Origin of the sequence: Enterobacter sp. MGH 33, from assembly GCF_000534535.1 — a bacterium.
GTDB lineage: Bacteria > Pseudomonadota > Gammaproteobacteria > Enterobacterales > Enterobacteriaceae > Enterobacter > Enterobacter hormaechei_C.
This window is the reverse complement of the sequence record NZ_KI973212.1, coordinates 1057471-1077379: the sequence shown is the minus strand read 5'-3', so window position 1 is coordinate 1077379 and position 19909 is coordinate 1057471. Positions and strand designations below refer to the sequence as shown.

The following is a 19909-nucleotide window of genomic DNA, read 5'->3' as shown; positions in this document are numbered from 1 at the left end:
CTACTTCAAAAAAATCGTGCAGCGCAACACGCACTGCGAGAATTATGCCTGGGCTGCCAGGCTCACTTCTTTTGCCACCCGTTCCGTTGCATCCGGGATAGCGGTCGCGCGTGCGCGTTGCGCCATCTCCAGTAATACATCCCGGTTCCAGCCCGCCAGGGTAGTGGCGACCGCATCAGCGGTAAATTGTGGCTGCTCAAAAATCTTCGCTGCGCCCGCTTTCTCAAGCGGCAGCGCATTCCAGTACTGCTGTCGGTCTTTGTGCTGGAACGGCACAAACAGCGCCGGTAAACCGGCGGCGGCGATTTCGCTCACCGTCAGCGCGCCCGAGCGACAGACCACAACATCGGCCCAGGCATAGGCTGCGGCCATATCATCAATAAATTCAGTCACTTTATGCTGCGGCTGACCTTCCTGCACGTAGGCCTGCTCAACGGTCTGCTGAGCGCCCTTCCCGCTCTGGTGCCAGATGGTCACCGCATCACCCAGTTTTGCCGCAACCTGCGGCATCGTCTGGTTTAAAATACGTGCGCCCTGGGAACCGCCGACGACCAGCACGCGCACCGGCCCTTCGCGACCCGCCAGACGCGTATCTGGCAGCGGCAGCGCCAGCACGTCCACACGTACCGGATTCCCTACGACATCCGCTTTCGGGAATGCCCCGGGGAAGGCCTGCATAACTTTGGTGGCGATTTTTGCCAGCCATTTGTTGGTCAACCCGGCAATACCGTTCTGCTCATGCAGAACAACGGGGATGCCCAGTGACCACGCCGCCAGTCCGCCCGGACCGGAAACGTAACCGCCCATGCCCAGAACGACGTCAGGCTTAAAACGCTTCATAATGGCGCGCGCCTGACGCCAGGCATTGAAAATGCGCACCGGCGCCAGCAGCTGCGCCTTGATCCCTTTGCCACGAAGGCCAGAAATACGAATAAAGTCGATCTCGATACCGTGTTTAGGTACCAGATCGGCTTCCATGCGGTCTGCGGTTCCCAGCCAGCGTACCTGCCAGCCCTGTTCCATTAAATGGTGCGCAACCGCCAGTCCCGGGAACACGTGTCCACCGGTACCGCCTGCCATCACCATTAACCGCTTCGGTTGATTCATCGTGAACCTCGTGTAAACGCCTGAGCTTTCTCCAGACGCGTTTCATAATCTATGCGTAACAAAAACATGATGGCCGTCGACATGATCAACAGACTCGAACCACCATAACTGATCAACGGCAACGTCAGACCTTTGGTCGGCAGCATACCCGCTGCCGCCCCAACGTTTACCAGCGCCTGGAAGCTAAACCAGATACCAATTGAGCAGGCCAGGAAACCGGAGAAGCGGTGATCGATCTCCAGCGCTTTCCGGCCAATCGACATGGCGCGGAAAGCGACGAAGAATACCATTAATAGCGCCAATACCACACCGATATAACCCAGTTCTTCCCCAATAATGGAGAAGATGAAGTCGGTGTGCGCCTCCGGTAAATACTCCAGTTTTTGTACCGAGTTGCCCAGGCCTTGACCCCAGACTTCGCCGCGGCCAAACGCCATCAGCGACTGCGTCAGCTGGTAACCGCTGCCGAACGGATCTTCCCATGGGTTCCAGAACGAGGTCACACGGCGGATACGGTAGGGCTCGGCGAGGATCAGCAGCACCACCGCCGAAATCCCCATCCCGATGATGGCAATGAACTGCCACAGTTTTGCGCCCGCCAGGAACAGCATCGCCAGCGTAGTGACAAACAGTACGACTACCGTACCGAGGTCGGGCTGCGCCAGCAGCAGGATCGCGAGGACCAGAATCACGCCCATCGGTTTTAAGAAGCCACGAAGATTGTTACGAACTTCGTCAACTTTACGCACCAGGTAGTTAGCCAGGTAGCAGAACAACGACAGTTTGGTGAACTCCGCGGGCTGAATACGCAGTGGCCCAAAGGCAATCCAGCGTGATGCCCCGTTAACGGAGCTCCCGACAACCAGAACGATCAACAGCATGATGATTGAGGCGATGAGCATGGCTGTACTGTGCCGCTGCCAGAACGACATCGGCAGGCGTAAGGTGATCATTGCCAGGCAGAACGCGAGAATGATGTACAGCCCGTCACGCTTGGCAAACAGGAACGGGTCGTTTGCCAGACGCTGTCCGACAGGCATTGACGCCGAGGTGACCATAATAAAGCCGATCGCCGCCAGCCCCAGCGTGAGCCAGAACAGCGTGCGGTCGTACATGATCAGGCTGTCGGAATCTTTATCCCGGGAAGCCATCACCCAGCCTTTCAGCGCCGTAAACAGCCATACCAGGATACCAAATCCTGGCAGGCGCGGCATTTTCAGGCGAGGGAGAGATAAACGCATCAGCCTAACTCCTTCGCCAGGCGGGTAAAGACATCACCCCGCTGTTCGAAACTCTTGAATTGATCGAGGCTGGCACAGGCTGGTGAGAGCAGTACCATATCGCCGGGCTTCACGCGTGGGGCGATGAGGCGCATCGCCTGCTCCATGGTCTCGGTTTGCTCGGCGACTTCAGGACGCAACGCTGCCAGCTCGCTGCCATCGCGGCCAAAGCAATACAGGCGCACGTTATCACCGTTGAGGTACTGCTTTAGCGAGGAGAAATCAGCCGATTTACCGTCGCCGCCCAGCAGCAGGTATAGCGTGCCATCAACGTGCAAACCGTTCAGTGCCGCCTCGGTGCTACCCACGTTGGTCGCTTTGGAATCATTAATCCAGCGTACGCCGTTGTGCTCCAGCGCCAGCTGGAAGCGGTGCGCCAGGCCGGTAAAGGTGGTCAGCGCCTTCAGGCTTGAAGATCGCGGCAGGCCAACAGCATCCGCCAGCGCCAGCGCCGCCAGGGCATTAGTGTAGTTATGCTGGCCGGAGAGCATCATCTCTTTCACGTTCAGCACTTTCTCACCTTTCACACGTAGCCAGGTTTCGCCCTGCTGACGATTAAGGTGATAGTCACCCATGTTAATACCGAAGCTAATGCAGCGTTCGTCTGCGCCGCGCACCGGCATGGTGAGTGCATCATCGGCATTCACTACGCAAACTTTGGCATTTTCATAAACGCGCAGTTTGGCCGCACGGTACTGCTGCAAGCCGAACGGGTATCTGTCCATATGATCTTCGGTGACGTTTAGGATCGTCGCCGCCGCCGCATGCAGGCTTGAAGTGGTTTCCAGCTGGAAGCTGGAAAGCTCAAGGACGAACAGCTCACACCCTTTATCAAGCAGCATTAAAGCGGGCAGACCAATGTTACCGCCCACGCCGACATTTTTGCCCGCCGCCTTCGCCATTTCCCCCACCAGCGTGGTGACGGTGCTTTTACCGTTTGAACCGGTAATGGCGACGATCGGGGCCTGCGCCTCCCGGCAGAACAGTTCGATATCGCCGACAATCTCAACGCCCGCATCCGCGGCGGCGCTCAGGGAAGGATGCGCCAGCGCCATACCGGGGCTGGCAACAATCAGATCGGCGGCCAGCAGCCACTCATCATTCAGACCACCCAGGTGGCGTTCAACCTGCTCCGGCAGCTTGTCCAGACCCGGCGGAGAGACGCGCGTATCCATCACGCGCGGCGTCACGCCACGTGCAAGGAAAAAGTCCACGCAGGAGAGGCCGGTGAGGCCTAACCCGATGATAACGACTTTTTTGCCCTGGTAATCTGCCATGATTAACGTACCTTCAGCGTTGCCAGGCCAATCAGCACCAGCATCAGCGAAATAATCCAGAAGCGCACAATGACGCGCGGCTCCGGCCAGCCTTTCAGTTCATAGTGGTGGTGAATCGGTGCCATACGGAAGATGCGCTGACCGCGCAGCTTGAAGGAACCGACCTGCAAAATCACCGACAGCGTCTCAACCACAAACACACCGCCCATGATCACCAGCAGGAACTCCTGACGCAGCAGCACGGCGATAATGCCCAGCGCACCGCCCAGCGCCAGTGAACCGACGTCGCCCATAAAGACCTGCGCCGGATAGGTGTTAAACCACAGGAAGCCCAGCCCCGCCCCGACAATCGCCGTACAGACGATCACCAGCTCACCCGCATGTCGCAGGTACGGGATGTGCAGGTAGTTTGCAAAGTTCATGTTACCGGTCGCCCACGCCACCAGCGCGAAACCGCCCGCGACAAACACGGTTGGCATGATGGCCAGGCCGTCCAGACCATCGGTCAGGTTGACGGCATTGCCGGTGCCGACGATCACAAAGTAAGCCAGCAGAATGTAGAACAGCCCCAGCTGCGGCATCACGTCTTTGAAGAACGGCACCACCAGCTCGGTGGCCGGGGTGTCTTTTCCTGCCAGGTAAAGCGCGAAGGCCACGCCCAGCGCAATCACCGACATCCAGAAATACTTCCAGCGGGCGATCAACCCTTTAGTGTCTTTGCGCACGACTTTGCGGTAGTCGTCAACAAAACCGATGATCCCATAGCCAACCAGCACGGTCAGCACGCACCAGACGTAGGGGTTAGACGGATAGGCCCACAGCAGAACGGACACCACAATCGCGGTCAGGATCATGATCCCGCCCATGGTCGGCGTACCGCGCTTGCTGAAGTGCGATTCCGGACCATCGTTGCGTACAACCTGGCCGAAAGAGAGTTTTTGCAGACGGGCAATCATGCGCGGGCCCATCCACAGCGAGATGAACAGCGCAGTCAGCAGGCTGACGATGGCGCGAAACGTCAGATAGGAAAAGACGTTAAAGCCTGAGTAATATTTGACCAAATGTTCGGCCAGCCAAACTAACATGTCCCGTTCTCCTGTAATGCGTGCACAACCTCTTCCATGGCGGCACTACGTGAACCTTTAACTAAAACAGTCACAATCTGTTTTTCTGTAATCAATGCCTTCAGGCGTTCGATCAGTGCAGATTTATCGGCAAAATGTTCGCCAACTTCACTGGCATCGGAAATGGCCTTGCTCAGCGTGCCTGCGCTCAATACGCGGTCAAGCCCGGCGGCTTTCGCCGCTTCACCCACCTGAACATGGCAGGCTTCGCTTTCATCACCCAGCTCGGCCATATCGCCCACAACCATCACGCGATAGCCCGGCATCTCAGACAAGACCTGCACGGCCGCCGTCATGGAGCCGACGTTAGCGTTGTAGGAGTCATCCAGCAGAAGTTTGTTTTCAGCCAGCTGGATCGGGAAAAGACGCCCCGGCACGGCTTTTAAATTTGCCAGACCTGCTTTGATCGCCGCGTGTGAGGCACCTACCGCCATTGAGAGCGCTGTCGCAGCAAGCGCATTGGCAATGTTATGACGACCGGGCAGGGGCAGCAGCACCTCGATGTCGCCCGTTGGGGTCGTGAGGGTGAACTCGGTGCCGTGTGACGTCACATGAATGTTGGTCGCCGAAAAATCACTGTTTGCCGCATTCGGTGAGAAGCGCCAGGTTTTGCGTGAACCAATGATGCTCTGCCAGTTCAGCCAGTCGTTGTTATCGGCGTTCATAATGGCGATGCCGTCATCCGGCAGTCCGGTATAAATTTCACCTTTCGCTTTCGCCACACCGGCCAGCGAACCAAAACCTTCAAGATGTGCCGCCGCCAGGTTATTCACCAGCGCAGCTTCCGGACGCGTCAGGCTCACGGTCCAGGCGATTTCGCCCTGATGGTTAGCCCCTAACTCAATCACCGCATATTCATGCTCGTGGGTCAGGCGCAGCAGCGTCATCGGTACACCGATGTCATTATTAAGGTTGCCCGCCGTATAAAGCGTGTTACCGCACTGGCTAAGGATCGCCGCCGTCATCTCTTTAACGGAGGTTTTACCCGACGAGCCCGTCAGCGCCACGACGCGTGTTGGCACCTGCTGGCGAACCCATGCCGCCAGCTCGCCAAACGCCAGGCGCGTATCTTTCACCACAATCTGCGGCAAATCGATATCGAGCTTACGGCTGACCAGCAGCGCGCCCGCGCCGTTATCTTTAGCCTGTTGCGCAAAATCGTGGGCGTCAAAACGCTCGCCCTTCAGCGCCACAAACAGGCAGCCCGCCGTCACCTTACGGGTGTCGGTGGTCACAGCCTCAATGGTTAGATCCTGACCATGCAGCATCCCCTGCAATACCGCAGCGGCCTGGCTTAACGTAATGCTAATCATGCCACCACTCCCAGCAGACGCGCTGCCGTCACGCGGTCGGAGTAATCCAGACGACGATTGCCGACGATCTGATAATCTTCATGACCTTTACCGGCCAGCAGAACCACATCGTTCTCCTGCGCCTGCATAATGGCGTTAGTCACGGCCTCCGCACGGCCTTCGACCACGCGCGCACGACCCGCATCCAGCATGCCCGCCAGAATGTCATTGATAATGGCCCGCGGCTCTTCGGTACGCGGGTTGTCATCGGTTACCACGGGAATATCCGCGAACTGCTCAGCTATGGCGCCCATCAGCGGACGTTTGCCCTTGTCGCGATCGCCACCGCAGCCAAACACGCACCAGAGCTTGCCTGCGCAGTGCAGACGCGCCGCTTCCAGCGCTTTTTCCAGCGCATCCGGCGTGTGTGCGTAATCCACGACCACCGTCGGCTTGCCCGGCGCGCTGAACACTTCCATGCGGCCACAGACCGGTTGCAAACGCTCAGACGTTTTCAGCAGATCCGCCATCGGGTAGCCCAGCGCCAGCAGCGTCGCCAGCGCCAGCAGCAGGTTACTGACGTTAAAGGCCCCCATCAGGCGGCTTTCAATTTCACCTTCGCCCCAGGTGGAAGCGAAGCGGATCGTCGCCCCACTATCGTGGTAGTTCACCTCGACCGCCTTCAGCCAGCGGCCGCGGCCGCGGCCGTTCGGATTAATGCGATCTTCCATCGACACCGCCACCGCATCCGGCAGTTTTTCCAGCCAGCGGCGACCGACTTCGTCGTCGGCGTTAATGATCGCCTGCCCGTGGTGGTGAGTGGAATAAAGCAGCCATTTCGCCGCTTCGTAGTGCTCCATATCACCATGATAATCAAGGTGATCGCGGCTCAGGTTAGTAAAGACAGAGGCAGCAAATTTCAGGGCCGCCACGCGATGTTGTACCAGACCATGGGAAGAGACTTCCATCGCAGCGAAGGTCGCCCCCTGCTCAGCGAGGCCCGCCAGCACACGCTGCACGTCAACCGCCGAGCCTGTAGTGTTTTCCGTCGGGCTTACTTTGCCCAGAAGACCGTTCCCCACCGTGCCCATGACGGCACCGGCTTCGCCCAGCAGCTGCGCCCACTGCGCCATCAGCTGAGTGGTGGTGGTTTTTCCGTTGGTTCCTGTCACGCCAACCAGCTTTAACTGGTCGGAAGGTTCGTTGTAAAAACGTCCTGCCAGCGCGGAGAGACGCTCATTCAGCTGGCTGAGATAGATGACCGGCACGCCGTGCATTTCACGGATCTCACCGTCTGTTGCCTCATCTTTGGCCTCAGCAATAATGGCAGCAACACCTTGCGCAATCGCCTGCGGGATATAACGACGCCCGTCCGCCTGATGACCCACTACTGCCACAAAAAGATCGCCAGAAGCCGCTACGCGGCTGTCCAGTACCATCTCTCGCAGTGCTCGCGCAGGTAGCATAGGCACCCACGGAGCAAGAAGGTCGCGCAAATTACGATCTGCCACCTGTTCCCTCGCCTTGATTAATTACAAATTCACTTTTTTCGCCCGTCGCCAGCGCATCCGGTTCAATGTTCATGGTGCGCAACACGCCGCCCATAATAGCCCCGAACACAGGCGCGGAGACGGCGCCGCCGTAGTATTTACCCGCCTGCGGATCGTTGATGACGACCACCAGCGCAAAACGCGGATTGCTTGCAGGCGCTACGCCTGCGGTATAGGCAATGTATTTGTTGATATAGCGGCCGTCCGGCCCCACTTTTTTCGCTGTACCGGTTTTAATGGCGATACGATAGCCCTTAATTGCGGCCTTCACGCCGCCACCGCTAGGTAACGCGACGCTTTCCATCATATGCACGACGGTACGAACGATAGATTCCGGGAAAACACGTTCCCCCGGAACCGGTGGATCAACTTTGGTGATCGACAGCGGACGATAAATGCCATAGCTGCCAATCGTTGCGTAGACTCGCGCTAACTGTAAGGGAGTTACCATTAGCCCGTAGCCGAAAGAGAAGGTGGCCCTCTCTATGTCAGACCACCGTTGTTTTTGAGGATATAAGCCACTGCGTTCTCCGACCAACCCCAAATTGGTCGCCTTTCCCAGCCCAAAACGTGAGTAAGTATCTACTAACGCTGAGGACGGCATCGCTAACGCCAGTTTTGACACACCGACGTTACTCGACTTCTGTAAGACCCCGGTCAGGGTCAGTTCGCTGTAACGTGCCACGTCTTTGATTTCGTGACCGTTAATTCGATAAGGGATCGTATTCAGAACGGTATTTTCGTTGACGATGCCTCGCTGTAGAGCCGTCATCACCACCATAGGTTTTACGGTTGAGCCGGGTTCAAACACATCGGTGATGGAGCGGTTACGCATTGCATCTTTTGCTGTACCGGCAAAATTATTCGGGTTGTATGAGGGGCTACTGGCCATCGCCAGCACTTCACCTGTCGCCACATCCACCAGCACGGCGCTGCCCGATTCCGCCTTGTTAAACGCGACGGCGTTGTTCAGCTCACGATAGACCAGCGCCTGCAAGCGTTCATCAATACTCAGGGCCAGGTTGTGCGCGGCCTGGCTGTCTGTCGAGGAAATGTCTTCAATGACGCGACCATAGCGGTCTTTACGCACGATTCGCTCGCCAGGCTGGCCGGTAAGCCACTTGTCGAAGCTTTTTTCAACGCCCTCAATCCCCTGGCTATCCACGTTGGTAAAGCCAATCAGGTGCGCGGTGACTTCGCCCGAAGGATAGTAACGGCGGGATTCTTCCCGCAGATGAATGCCCGGCAGCTTCAGTTTCTTAATGTAGTCAGCCATGTCAGGGTTCACCTGACGGGCAAGATAGATAAAGCGCCCTTTCGGGTTGGCGTTAACGCGCGACGCCAGCTGATCCAGCGGCATTTTCAACGCGTCTGACAGCGCCTTCCAGCGGTTATCAAGGGTGATCCCGCCTGCATCGTGTAACTCTTTCGGATCGGCCCAGATCGCCTTCACCGGCACGCTCACCGCCAGCGGACGGCCGGAACGATCGGTGATCATCCCACGAGAGGTAGAAACTTCCTGCACGCGCAGAGAACGCATATCACCCTGACGTACCAGCATGTCAGGCGCGATGATTTGTAGCCACGCCACGCGTCCCAGCAGGAAACCCAGCGCCAGTAAAATGCAGCCGCAAAGCAACGCAAAACGCCAACTGACAAAGTTGGCCTGTTCTTCCTGGCGTTTTGGTTTTAGCGTTTTTGCCGCTGCTTTCATGCGTCGCGTTTTCCCTTATTTTTGTACTACGATATTTTCCTGCGAAGGATCAACATGCTGTAATTGCAGTTTTTCCGTTGCGATCCGCTCAACCCGGCTGTGATCGCCGAGCGCGTTTTCTTCAAGGATCAGATTTCGCCATTCAATATCCAGCGCATCGCGTTCCAGTACCATCTGTTCGCGCTGCGCAGTCAATAAACGGGTATGGTGAGCGGTGGTGACCACCATGACTGCCGTCACAATGATGCAAATGAACAAGCAGAGTGGCAGCTTCCCAAACCGCAAAAGATCGTCGCCGATCACGCCAGGCAAAGCATGGCGCTCGTTGCTTCCTAACGATCCCTTAACTTTGCTTAGGGTTTCTGTCACTCTGCTGATCATGCGTTCGTCCTCTCTGCAATACGCAGCACTGAACTACGGGCACGTGGATTCTCTGCCACCTCTTCTTCGCCCGGCATCAACTTGCCTAATGCTCGCAACTGACGGCCTCCCAGCTTTCTGAGTTGTTCTTCCGTCATCGGCAGCCCAGCTGGAACCTGCGGACCGCGGCTCTGTTCACGCATAAAGCGTTTTACGATGCGATCTTCCAGCGAATGGAAGCTGATGATGGATAACCGCCCACCCGGGGCCAGCACGTCGAGCGAGCTTTTTAGCGCCAGCTCTATTTCCTCCAGTTCACTGTTTACCCAGATACGAACCGCCTGGAAGGTACGGGTCGCAGGATGTTTGTGCTTGTCCTTCACCGGCGTTGCCGCCGCGATGACTTCTGCCAGCTCTTTGGTACGGGTCATTGGCTCAACGCGGTTGCGCTCCACGATGGCGCGCGCAATACGTTTGCCAAAGCGTTCTTCACCGAAGGTTTTGATTACCCAGGCAATATCCGCTTCGTCAGCAGTTTGTAACCATTCAGCGGCAGACTGGCCACGAGTGGGGTCCATACGCATATCCAGCGGCCCATCACGCATAAAGGAGAAGCCGCGTTCTGCATCATCAAGCTGTGGTGAAGAGACGCCAAGATCGAGGAGAATCCCGTCGATCTTGCCGGTCAGGCCGCGCTCAGCGACATAATCCGCAAGCGCAGAGAAAGGTCCATGCACGATGGAAAAGCGAGGATCATCGATGGTTTGCGCAACGGCAATCGCCTGCGGATCGCGGTCAATTGCCAGCAGGCGTCCTTCCGCTCCAAGCTGGGAGAGGATCAAACGCGAGTGACCACCGCGACCAAAAGTGCCATCAATATAGATGCCGTCTGGACGAATATTCAGGCCGTTAACGGCCTCATCCAGCAGCACCGTTGTATGTTTATAATTTTCCATCATATTTATAGAGACAAGTCCCGCAGCCGTTCCGATAATGTTGCGGAATCAGACTGCTCAGCGTCGATATCTTCCTTGACCTGTTGATACCAGGTCGTTTCGTCCCACAGTTCAAACTTGTTGAACTGCCCGACCAGCATCACTTCTTTAGTCAGACCGGCATGTTGTCGCAACACAGGCGCAATCAATAATCGCCCGGCGCTATCCATCTGACATTCACTGGCATGTCCCAATAACAACCGCTGCACGCGGCGTTCTTGCGGGTTCATGCTCGACAGTCGCGACAGCTTTTGCTCAATGATTTCCCATTCAGGCAAAGGGTAAAGCAGCAGGCAGGGGGAGTTGATGTCAATGGTGCAAACCAGTTGACCCGAAGCGTTCTCAATCAGCTGGTCGCGGTATCGGGTTGGTACCGATAAACGACCTTTGCTGTCGAGATTGACTAACGTTGCTCCACGGAACATGCCAGCCTCACCCCTCCTCACCACTTTAACCCACAAATTCCCACCTGAAGGAGTTTACGGAGCGAGGGAAAAGCTTGTCAAGCCAGGACTCTCTCTATACCGGCGCGAAAGCACCGTATTTACAGAGCAAGAGTGACCTGGCTAATAACTACACAACTGGCGAGGCAAAATTAACGTTATGAATATTTGTAAGAAAAAAACCGAATATGCACACGAGCGTTAAGACTCACTCAATATCATCGCAGGGAAATATAAAGTGTCAGTTTGCGACGCGGGCAGCATTTTAAGGCATATCGCCGGGGGATAACAGCACCAGATTAAGCGCAAGGCAATATGGATTCGTTCGTGTACATTGAGGGCTAAAGGGGAGAGTAAAAAATGGCTGAATATTCATCGGCTGGCGGCTGTTTGTAACAAAACAATACAAAAGAATGCCCGTTAAAAAATATAATTGCGCTTTTTAACGCCAAAACGGATTCAGAAAAATAGCCGGCTACGAATCTTAGAGATAAATCCTAATTTTTATCCGGGAATTATTTCCCGCAATAAATGCGCCGCAAAAGGGGCAGTTTTACCGCCCCTGTGGAAATATTAATGGCGGCACAAAATCCCGCGCCGATAGAGATTACGTTTGATACGCGTAAGCCCGGGTTTCGGTTTGCGAGGTTCATCCAGGCTTGCCAGAACAATCTCAAGCACGCGCTCGGCGACGTCGCGGTGACGCTGAGCCACGGCCAGCACCGGACATTGCAGGAAGTCGAGCAGTTCGTTATCGCCGAAGGTCGCAATCGCCAGATCGGATGGCAGCTTGCCATCGCGACGTAACGTCACGTCCATCACCCCCTGCAACAGGGCAAACGAGGTGGTAAACAACGCCTGCGGCATCGGGTGCGTTTCCAGCCATTTCTCGAACAGCTGAGCAGCCGCTTCGCGCTCATAGCTGTTGGCATACAGATAATGAACGTCACGCGGATCGTCTTTCCACGCCGTACGGAACCCTTGTTCACGCAGGAAGCTCACGGATAGTTCAGGCAAAGCGCCAAGATAGAGCACCGTTTCCGCCGGGAAGGTACGCAGCTCGGCAGCCAGCATTTCTGCATCGTCCTGATCGGCACCTACGACGCTGGTGAAATGTTCACGATCCAAAGCACGATCCAGCGCCACAATCGGGAATGGATCGTTCGCCCAGCGCTGATAGAAAGGATGCTCGGGTGGTAAAGAGGTCGACACGATGATGGCGTCAACCTGACGTTGCAGCAGATGCTCAATGCAGCGCATCTCGTTGTCGGGCTGATCCTCGGAGCAGGCAATCAACAGCTGATAGCCCCGCTGACGAGCCTGACGTTCAAGATAGTTGGCGATGCGGGTATAGCTGGTGTTTTCCAGATCCGGGATCACCAGGCCAATCGAGCGGGTGCGTCCGGCACGTAAACCTGCGGCGACAGCATTCGGATGGTAATTATGCTCACGAACGACTGCCATCACTTTCTCAACGGTCTTATCGCTGACACGATACTGCTTTGCTTTACCGTTAATCACATAGCTGGCCGTGGTTCTCGACACGCCGGCGAGCCGGGCGATTTCATCCAGTTTCACAATTGCCCCTCAAAAAAAGAAAAAAGTCCATGGCCCTGTCAAGGTTATGGTTAAATATTTTAACATCTAAACGCAGAATAGCTTTCACGGCAACCGCTTTTGTCCGCGTTGTCGGCGGATTACGCAAAAAAAAGCCCGGCTTTGGCTACCGGGCTGAAAGAGGCGAACCTTTTGCGCAACTAACGCATGATTTTATCGCCGCGCGAGAGGCCAACAACGCCAGAGCGCGCAACTTCAACAATTTTTGCCACATCCCTGACGGAGGCCAGGAACGCATCCAGCTTATCGCTCGTTCCGGCAAGCTGCACAGTATATATAGAAGGCGTGACGTCAATGATCTGCCCACGGAAAATATCCGTGTTACGCTTGACCTCTTCACGGCCATAACCGCTGGCCTGAATTTTCACCAGCATCACTTCACGTTCGACGTAAGCCCCCTGCCCCAGCTCGCTGACGCGCAACACGTCCACCAGCTTGTGCAATTGCTTTTCGATCTGCTCAAGCACTTTCGCATCGCCGACAGTCTGGATCGTCATGCGGGAGAGCGTTGGATCATCGGTCGGCGCAACGGTCAGGCTTTCAATGTTGTATCCGCGCTGCGCAAAAAGCCCAATGACGCGTGACAGTGCGCCCGACTCATTTTCCAGTAATACAGATAATATCCGGCGCATATCAGGTTCTCTCCGTTTTGCTTAACCACATTTCATCCATACCACCGCCACGGATATGCATCGGATAAACGTGCTCTGTGCCGTCGACGATGACGTCCATGAAGACGAGGCGATTGTTTTTAACGTGCTCAAGCGCTTCGCCGAGCTTCGCTTCCAGCTCTGACGGATCGGTTACCCGCATGCCAATATGACCATAGGCTTCAGCCAGACGGACAAAGTCCGGAAGTGACTTCATATAAGACTGAGAGTGACGGCCGGAATAAATCATATCCTGCCACTGCTTCACCATACCGAGGTAACCGTTATTCAGGTTAAGCACCAGCACTGGCAACTCATATTGCAGCGCAGTAGAAAGCTCCTGAATATTCATCTGTATACTGCCATCACCCGTTACGCAGATAACCGTTTCGTTCGGCAACGCCAGCTTCACCCCCAGCGCGGCGGGCAGACCAAAGCCCATCGTGCCAAGCCCGCCTGAGTTGATCCAGCGACGCGGTTTATCAAACGGGTAATACAACGCAGCGAACATCTGATGCTGGCCTACGTCAGAAGTGACATACGCCTCGCCTTTGGTCAGATGCCAGATCGTCTCGATCACCGCCTGCGGCTTGATGTTTTCACTCTGCGTGTCGTATTTAAGGCACTGACGGCCGCGCCATTGTTCGATTTGCTGCCACCAGTCACGGATCTCATCCAGCGGTTGAGAGGCGGTCTCCTGCGCCAGCAGTTCCAACATTTGATCCAGCACCTGTCGTGCGTCCCCCACGATGGGCACATCCGCCGGCACCGTTTTAGAGATAGAAGTAGGATCGATATCAATGTGTAGCACCGTCGCATTCGGACAGTATTTCGCCAGGTTATTGGTGGTGCGATCGTCAAAACGTACGCCGACGGCAAAAATCACATCAGAATGGTGCATCGTCATATTGGCTTCATAGGTGCCATGCATACCCAGCATGCCCAGCGCCTGACGGTGGGTAGCCGGGAATGCCCCCAGCCCCATCAGCGATGACGCGACAGGAAGATTCAGCTTCTCAATCAGTTCGCGTAGTTGCGTTTCACAGGCTGCATTGACGGCGCCGCCCCCCACATAGACTACGGGCTTTTTCGCAGCCAGCAGCGTTTGCAGCGCACGCTTAATCTGGCCTTTGTGCCCTTGCGTCGTCGGATTATACGAACGCATGCTCACCGACTCAGGCCACAGGTAAGGCAGTTTATTCGCGGGATTGAGAATATCTTTTGGCAGATCGACAACCACTGGCCCAGGACGACCGCTGGCGGCCAGCCAGAAGGCTTTTTTCAGCACGCCCGGGATATCTTCCGTTTGCTTAACCAGAAAGCTGTGCTTCACCACGGGGCGTGAGATCCCCACCATGTCGCATTCCTGAAACGCATCATAGCCAATCAGTGACGTCGCCACCTGTCCGGAGAGAATGACCAGTGGAATAGAGTCCATATACGCAGTCGCAATGCCGGTGATGGCATTGGTCGCTCCCGGCCCCGAAGTGACCAGCACTACACCCACTTCTCCCGTGGCGCGGGCCAGGCCGTCAGCCATATGCACAGCAGCCTGTTCATGACGAACCAGAACATGATCAATACCGCCTACCGTGTGCAGCGCGTCATAAATATCGAGAACCGCGCCTCCGGGATAGCCAAACACTTGTTTCACGCCCTGATCGATAAGCGATCGGACGACCATTTCCGCGCCAGACAACATCTCCATGCTTTGCCTCCAGGCTTTTGTTATAGACGGTCAACAGAATTCATTTCCGCGCCGTCTTCTGACAGGGTAAACCCATCTTATAATGTGCAGAGTGAGGGATACCTTAACCGCTCGTTATGAGGCAGGCAATTAGCAAACGGAATGCGGGAATGGGCAATAAAAGCAGAAAAAATAGCTGTCAGACACGAATATGGTGAATTCGTCTGGTATGAGGGGAGACGCTAATAATTCATCTCTTAAAAAGAGGATGGATCAGGAAATCATCTATTTTTAAGCCGCCCTGAGCGTCTGAAAAAATGCGCACAGAACAAAATATTGCCTGCATAAAAAATCACAGAATAAACCGCATGTCACCATGCGGTTTATTCACCCTGACTTATCGACGACAAATATTGATCAGCAACTCTTCCATCCACTGGTGCCCTTTATCCCGCCCCGCCGCTTCATGCCAGGAAAGATAACAGGTACGGCTATTCAGCTTGAGCGGCAGAGGTAAAATTTGCAGGCTCAGCGAATCGGAGAACTCTTCAGCAAGCCAGCGCGGTGCAATAGCGACTAGCTGCGTCTGAGAAACGACATTTAAAACGCTGACCATCGCCATCCCCTGATAGGCCACGCTGGCTTGTTTATCGGCAGTGTCATACCACGGCTGACTGAACGAAGCATATCTGTCCAGAGCAACAACGGCATGCTGCTCGCTGTAAACATCGCTTTCACGCAGCGGCGAATTCATGCGTGGATGTTTTTTGCTGGCGACTAACACCATTTCATCTTTAAACAACGGAACACAGGCAAACTCTGGACGGCGAAACTCTTCGTAGCCCAGAACGAACTCCGTTTCCTGATAACGAAGCTGGTGCTCAGTGTTTTGATTTAAAGATGATTTAAAAACGAGATGAATATTAGGAGCAATCTGTTCAACTTTATTATATATAACAGACGTCAAATAATTGTCTAACGGACTGCAAACACAGAGATGGAAAACCCGCTCACTGCTTAAAGGTTCAAACCCTGAGCCAGGAAGCTCATTTTGAACCAGCTGTAGCGCCTGACGAATCGAACCGAATAGCTGGAATGCACGCGCCGTGGGCTGGATACCTCTTCCATACCGGACGAATAACTCGTCGTTAAACATCACCTTAAGTCTGGCTACGGCATTACTCACGGCAGGTTGAGACATTCCCAGAGATTGCGCTGCTCGCGTAATATTCTGCTCCTGCATAACTGCATCAAATACAGTTAACAGGTTGAGATCCACTGTGCGTAACTGAGGCTTAACCCCATCATAAGGCTGTGGTTGGTTAATATTATTTTCTGGCATTTCTGACTCCACTGTCACGCTAAATTCCCTTTGCCAAAGTACAGTAATAACTTCGAAAAATATGATTTACCATGCATATACAACAAGCGAAAGGAAATTATTTAAAATTCAGAATATATAAAGAACCCTCATTCAAGAGATGCCATTAAGCATCCCCTGAATGAAGAGCTAAAAATCGTTCAAATGATATCTAAAACTTTAATGCAGGCATGAAACCATAAAGCTGGCAAATACACAATCACCGCCTTAGTTAATAATAACTTAAGTATTATTAAACTATGAAGGGCATACACCACGATTTCATTAACAAAATGATATCAATATTGATAACTTTCCCGCCCATGATTCATTCATAGAACTTATAACTCAATGAAATAAAACGCATTCCATTTCACAGCACATCGGTAAAAATACTGTGTTCAATTGCTACCAATTATATTCAAATTATTCCAGAGATGAATCTCAAGTCCAATAATAGACAATTAAATCGGTTAACAGCGTAAAAACCAGCACAATTAGCTAATGTGTTTATCCTGCGCTGAGTGGCCGTTTTGCCTGAGAGGGGTTGACATGAGTCAGCGTATCCAGTACCACTAAAAGCATATCGCATTCATCTGGAGCACGATTCATGATTCGCACCCTTCGTTTCACCGGTCTACTACTACTAAACGCATCCACTGTGCGCGGTAGACTGGCGGGCGAAATTCAGCGTTGAATCGTCTTCAGTAAAACTAAAAACCCGCGCCACTGCGCGGGTTTTTTTATGCTCGTAGCAAGGCGCCCTAAGACTGACAAGGACCTAACCCATGAGCCAGCAAGTCGTTATTTTCGATACTACTTTACGTGACGGTGAACAGGCATTACAGGCGAGCCTGAGTGTTAAAGAAAAACTGCAAATTGCGCTGGCCCTCGAACGCATGGGTGTAGACGTAATGGAAGTCGGCTTTCCCGTCTCCTCGCCGGGTGATTTCGAGTCAGTACAGACCATCGCCCGCACCATCAAAAACAGCCGCGTGTGCGGTCTGGCTCGCTGCGTTGAGAAAGATATTGATGTGGCCGCGGAATCCCTGAAAGTTGCAGAAGCCTTCCGTATCCATACATTCATTGCCACCTCCCCCATGCACATTGCAACCAAGTTGCGCAGCACGCTGGATGAAGTGATCGAACGTGCGGTGTATATGGTTAAACGCGCGCGTAACTACACTGATGACGTCGAATTCTCCTGTGAAGATGCAGGCCGCACGCCGATTGACGATTTGGCCCGTGTAGTGGAAGCCGCGATTAATGCCGGAGCCAGAACCATCAACATCCCGGATACCGTCGGCTACACCATGCCGTTTGAGTTCTCTAACATCATCACCGGCCTGTACGACCGCGTACCTAATATTGATAAAGCCATCATCTCTGTTCACACCCACGATGATTTGGGTCTGGCTGTGGGCAATGCCATCGCTGCCGTCCACGCCGGCGCGCGTCAGGTAGAAGGGGCAATGAACGGCATTGGTGAACGCGCCGGCAACTGCTCGCTGGAAGAAGTGATCATGGCGATCAAGGTGCGCAAAGACATTATGAACGTACACACTCGCATCAATCACAACGAAATCTGGCGCACCAGCCAGACCGTGAGCCAGATTTGCAATATGCCGATCCCGGCGAACAAGGCGATTGTTGGTACTGGCGCGTTCGCTCACTCCTCCGGTATTCACCAGGATGGCGTGCTGAAGAACCGTGAAAACTACGAAATCATGACTCCGGAATCCATCGGTCTGAACCAGGTTCAGCTGAACCTGACCTCGCGCTCTGGCCGCGCGGCGGTGAAACACCGTATGGAAGAGATGGGGTATCAGGACAGCGATTACAACATGGATCAGCTGTACGACGCATTCCTGAAACTGGCTGACAAGAAAGGCCAGGTCTTCGATTACGACCTGGAAGCGCTGGCATTCATCAACAAACAGCAGGAAGAGCCAGAACACTTCCGTCTGGACTACTTCACCGTTCAGTCAGGCTCAAGTGATATCGCTACCGCCTCCGTCAAGCTGGCCTGCGGCGATGAAATTAAAGCGGAAGCCGCCAACGGTAACGGCCCTGTGGATGCCATTTACCAGGCGATTAACCGCGTCACTGAGTACGACGTAGAGCTGGTGAAATACGACCTGACGGCAAAAGGGCACGGTAAAGACGCCCTGGGCCAGGTTGATATCGTCGTCAACTATAACGGTCGCCGCTTCCACGGTGTGGGTCTGGCGACAGATATCGTTGAATCCTCCGCGAAAGCGATGGTGCATGTCCTGAACAACATCTGGCGCGCCGCCGAAGTCGAAAAAGAGTTGCAACGCAAAGCTCAGAATAAAGAGAACAACAAGGAAACCGTGTGATGTCGAAGAATTACCATATTGCTGTGTTGCCGGGTGACGGTATTGGCCCGGAAGTGATGACACAGGCGCTGAAAGTACTGGAAGCCGTACGTTCGCGTTTTGCGATGAAAATTACCACCAGCCACTACGACGTGGGCGGTATTGCCATTGATAACCACGGTACTCCCCTGCCGAAAGGGACTGTAGAAGGCTGCGAGAATGCCGATGCCGTTCTGTTTGGCTCCGTGGGTGGCCCTAAGTGGGAACATTTGCCTCCAGCAGAGCAGCCAGAGCGCGGCGCGCTGCTGCCGCTGCGTAAACACTTCAAACTGTTCAGCAACCTGCGTCCGGCGAAGCTGTACCCGGGGCTGGAAGAGTTTTGCCCGCTGCGCGCCGATATCGCCGCCAACGGTTTCGACATCCTGTGCGTGCGTGAGCTGACCGGCGGGATCTACTTCGGTCAGCCAAAAGGCCGCGAAGGCAGCGGTCAGCATGAGAAAGCGTTTGATACCGAGGTGTATCACCGTTTTGAAATTGAACGTATCGCTCATATCGCGTTTGAGTCAGCGCGCAAACGCCGCCGTAAAGTGACCTCTATTGATAAAGCGAACGTGCTCCAGTCGTCTATTTTGTGGCGCGAAATCGTCAGTGAAGTTGCTAAGCAGTACCCGGACGTTGCGCTGTCGCATATGTATATCGACAACGCAACGATGCAGCTGATTAAAGATCCGTCCCAGTTTGACGTGCTGCTGTGCTCCAACCTGTTCGGCGATATTCTCTCGGATGAATGCGCGATGATCACCGGCTCCATGGGCATGCTGCCCTCGGCCAGCCTGAACGAAGAAGGCTTTGGCCTGTACGAACCGGCGGGCGGCTCCGCGCCGGATATCGCAGGTAAAAACATCGCCAACCCGATTGCGCAGATCCTCTCCCTGGCTCTGCTGCTGCGCTACAGCCTGGATGCAGGCGATGCAGCAACCGCAATTGAAAACGCCATTAACCGGGCGTTAGAAGAAGGCGTCCGTACCGGTGATTTAGCACGCGGCACGGCAGCAGTCAGTACCGATGAAATGGGCGACATCATTGCCCGCTATGTCGCTGAAGGGGTGTAATC

Annotated in this window: 17 protein-coding genes; 3 read left to right on the top strand and 14 right to left on the bottom strand. The window is 54.5% G+C overall.

All coding sequences use genetic code 11. The annotated features are described in order from the left end of the window. Nucleotides 1-42: 42 nt before the first annotated feature. The 14 genes from murG to leuO form a co-directional block, all read right to left on the bottom strand. The gene (gene murG, locus L379_RS18840) at nt 43-1107 is read right to left on the bottom strand and encodes an undecaprenyldiphospho-muramoylpentapeptide beta-N-acetylglucosaminyltransferase (RefSeq protein WP_017383783.1); all 1065 of its coding nucleotides are present in this window, start codon (nt 1105-1107) and stop codon (nt 43-45) included. Next, nucleotides 1104-2348 carry a cell division protein FtsW gene (ftsW, locus tag L379_RS18845; RefSeq protein WP_006810115.1) on the bottom strand — a complete coding sequence of 415 codons (1245 nt, stop codon included), beginning with the start codon at nt 2346-2348 and terminating at the stop codon, nt 1104-1106. The genes murG and ftsW overlap by 4 nt, the downstream gene beginning before the upstream one ends. Next, nucleotides 2348-3664 (bottom strand): UDP-N-acetylmuramoyl-L-alanine--D-glutamate ligase, encoded by a 1317-nt coding sequence (gene murD / locus L379_RS18850; protein ID WP_032647246.1) that lies wholly within the window; start codon nt 3662-3664, stop codon nt 2348-2350. Before murD ends, ftsW begins: the two co-directional genes overlap by 1 nt. Nucleotides 3665-3666: 2 nt before the next feature. Continuing rightward, nucleotides 3667-4749: a phospho-N-acetylmuramoyl-pentapeptide-transferase gene (gene mraY / locus L379_RS18855; RefSeq protein WP_003856353.1), complete on the bottom strand. Its 1083-nt coding sequence runs from the start codon at nt 4747-4749 to the stop codon at nt 3667-3669. Then, entirely contained in the window at nt 4743-6101 is a 1359-nt protein-coding gene (gene murF, locus L379_RS18860; protein ID WP_017383785.1) for a UDP-N-acetylmuramoyl-tripeptide--D-alanyl-D-alanine ligase, read from the bottom strand. The genes mraY and murF overlap by 7 nt, the downstream gene beginning before the upstream one ends. After that, the gene (gene murE / locus L379_RS18865; RefSeq protein WP_032652570.1) at nt 6098-7591 is read right to left on the bottom strand and encodes a UDP-N-acetylmuramoyl-L-alanyl-D-glutamate--2,6-diaminopimelate ligase; all 1494 of its coding nucleotides are present in this window, start codon (nt 7589-7591) and stop codon (nt 6098-6100) included. The genes murF and murE overlap by 4 nt, the downstream gene beginning before the upstream one ends. Further along, nucleotides 7578-9344, bottom strand: coding sequence for a peptidoglycan glycosyltransferase FtsI (locus L379_RS18870; RefSeq protein ID WP_032652568.1), 1767 nt, complete (start codon nt 9342-9344; stop codon nt 7578-7580). The genes murE and L379_RS18870 overlap by 14 nt, the downstream gene beginning before the upstream one ends. 15 nt (nt 9345-9359) lie before the next feature. Further along, complete coding sequence (ftsL, locus tag L379_RS18875) at nt 9360-9725, bottom strand: cell division protein FtsL (protein ID WP_003856363.1); 366 nt, start codon at nt 9723-9725, stop codon at nt 9360-9362. Further along, entirely contained in the window at nt 9722-10663 is a 942-nt protein-coding gene (gene rsmH / locus L379_RS18880; RefSeq protein ID WP_003856366.1) for a 16S rRNA (cytosine(1402)-N(4))-methyltransferase RsmH, read from the bottom strand. Before rsmH ends, ftsL begins: the two co-directional genes overlap by 4 nt. A 2-nt stretch (nt 10664-10665) precedes the next feature. After that, nucleotides 10666-11124 (bottom strand): division/cell wall cluster transcriptional repressor MraZ, encoded by a 459-nt coding sequence (mraZ, locus tag L379_RS18885; RefSeq protein WP_006810119.1) that lies wholly within the window; start codon nt 11122-11124, stop codon nt 10666-10668. 591 nt (nt 11125-11715) lie between these two features. After that, nucleotides 11716-12720, bottom strand: a complete 1005-nt coding sequence (gene cra, locus L379_RS18890; RefSeq protein ID WP_032652565.1) for a catabolite repressor/activator — start codon at nt 12718-12720, stop codon at nt 11716-11718. Between the two features lie 179 nt (nt 12721-12899). Further along, a complete protein-coding gene (ilvN, locus tag L379_RS18895) occupies nt 12900-13391 on the bottom strand; it encodes an acetolactate synthase small subunit (RefSeq protein WP_003856371.1) in 492 nt (163 codons plus the stop codon). A gap of 1 nt (nt 13392) precedes the next feature. After that, on the bottom strand, nt 13393-15117 hold the full coding sequence (ilvI, locus tag L379_RS18900) for an acetolactate synthase 3 large subunit (RefSeq protein WP_015572665.1): 1725 nt from the start codon (nt 15115-15117) through the stop codon (nt 13393-13395). 376 nt (nt 15118-15493) lie between these two features. Next, nucleotides 15494-16438, bottom strand: a complete 945-nt coding sequence (gene leuO, locus L379_RS18905; protein ID WP_017383788.1) for a transcriptional regulator LeuO — start codon at nt 16436-16438, stop codon at nt 15494-15496. A 628-nt stretch (nt 16439-17066) separates the two neighbouring features. Between leuO and leuL the strand changes: the two genes are divergently transcribed. From leuL to leuB, 3 genes are all read left to right on the top strand, one after another. Then, a complete protein-coding gene (leuL, locus tag L379_RS26415; RefSeq protein WP_057979999.1) occupies nt 17067-17153 on the top strand; it encodes a leu operon leader peptide in 87 nt (28 codons plus the stop codon). Nucleotides 17154-17244: 91 nt separating this feature from the next. Next, nucleotides 17245-18816, top strand: a complete 1572-nt coding sequence (leuA, locus tag L379_RS18910) for a 2-isopropylmalate synthase (protein ID WP_017383789.1) — start codon at nt 17245-17247, stop codon at nt 18814-18816. Further along, nucleotides 18816-19907, top strand: coding sequence for a 3-isopropylmalate dehydrogenase (gene leuB, locus L379_RS18915; RefSeq protein WP_032652563.1), 1092 nt, complete (start codon nt 18816-18818; stop codon nt 19905-19907). The genes leuA and leuB overlap by 1 nt, the downstream gene beginning before the upstream one ends. Nucleotides 19908-19909: the final 2 nt, after the last annotated feature.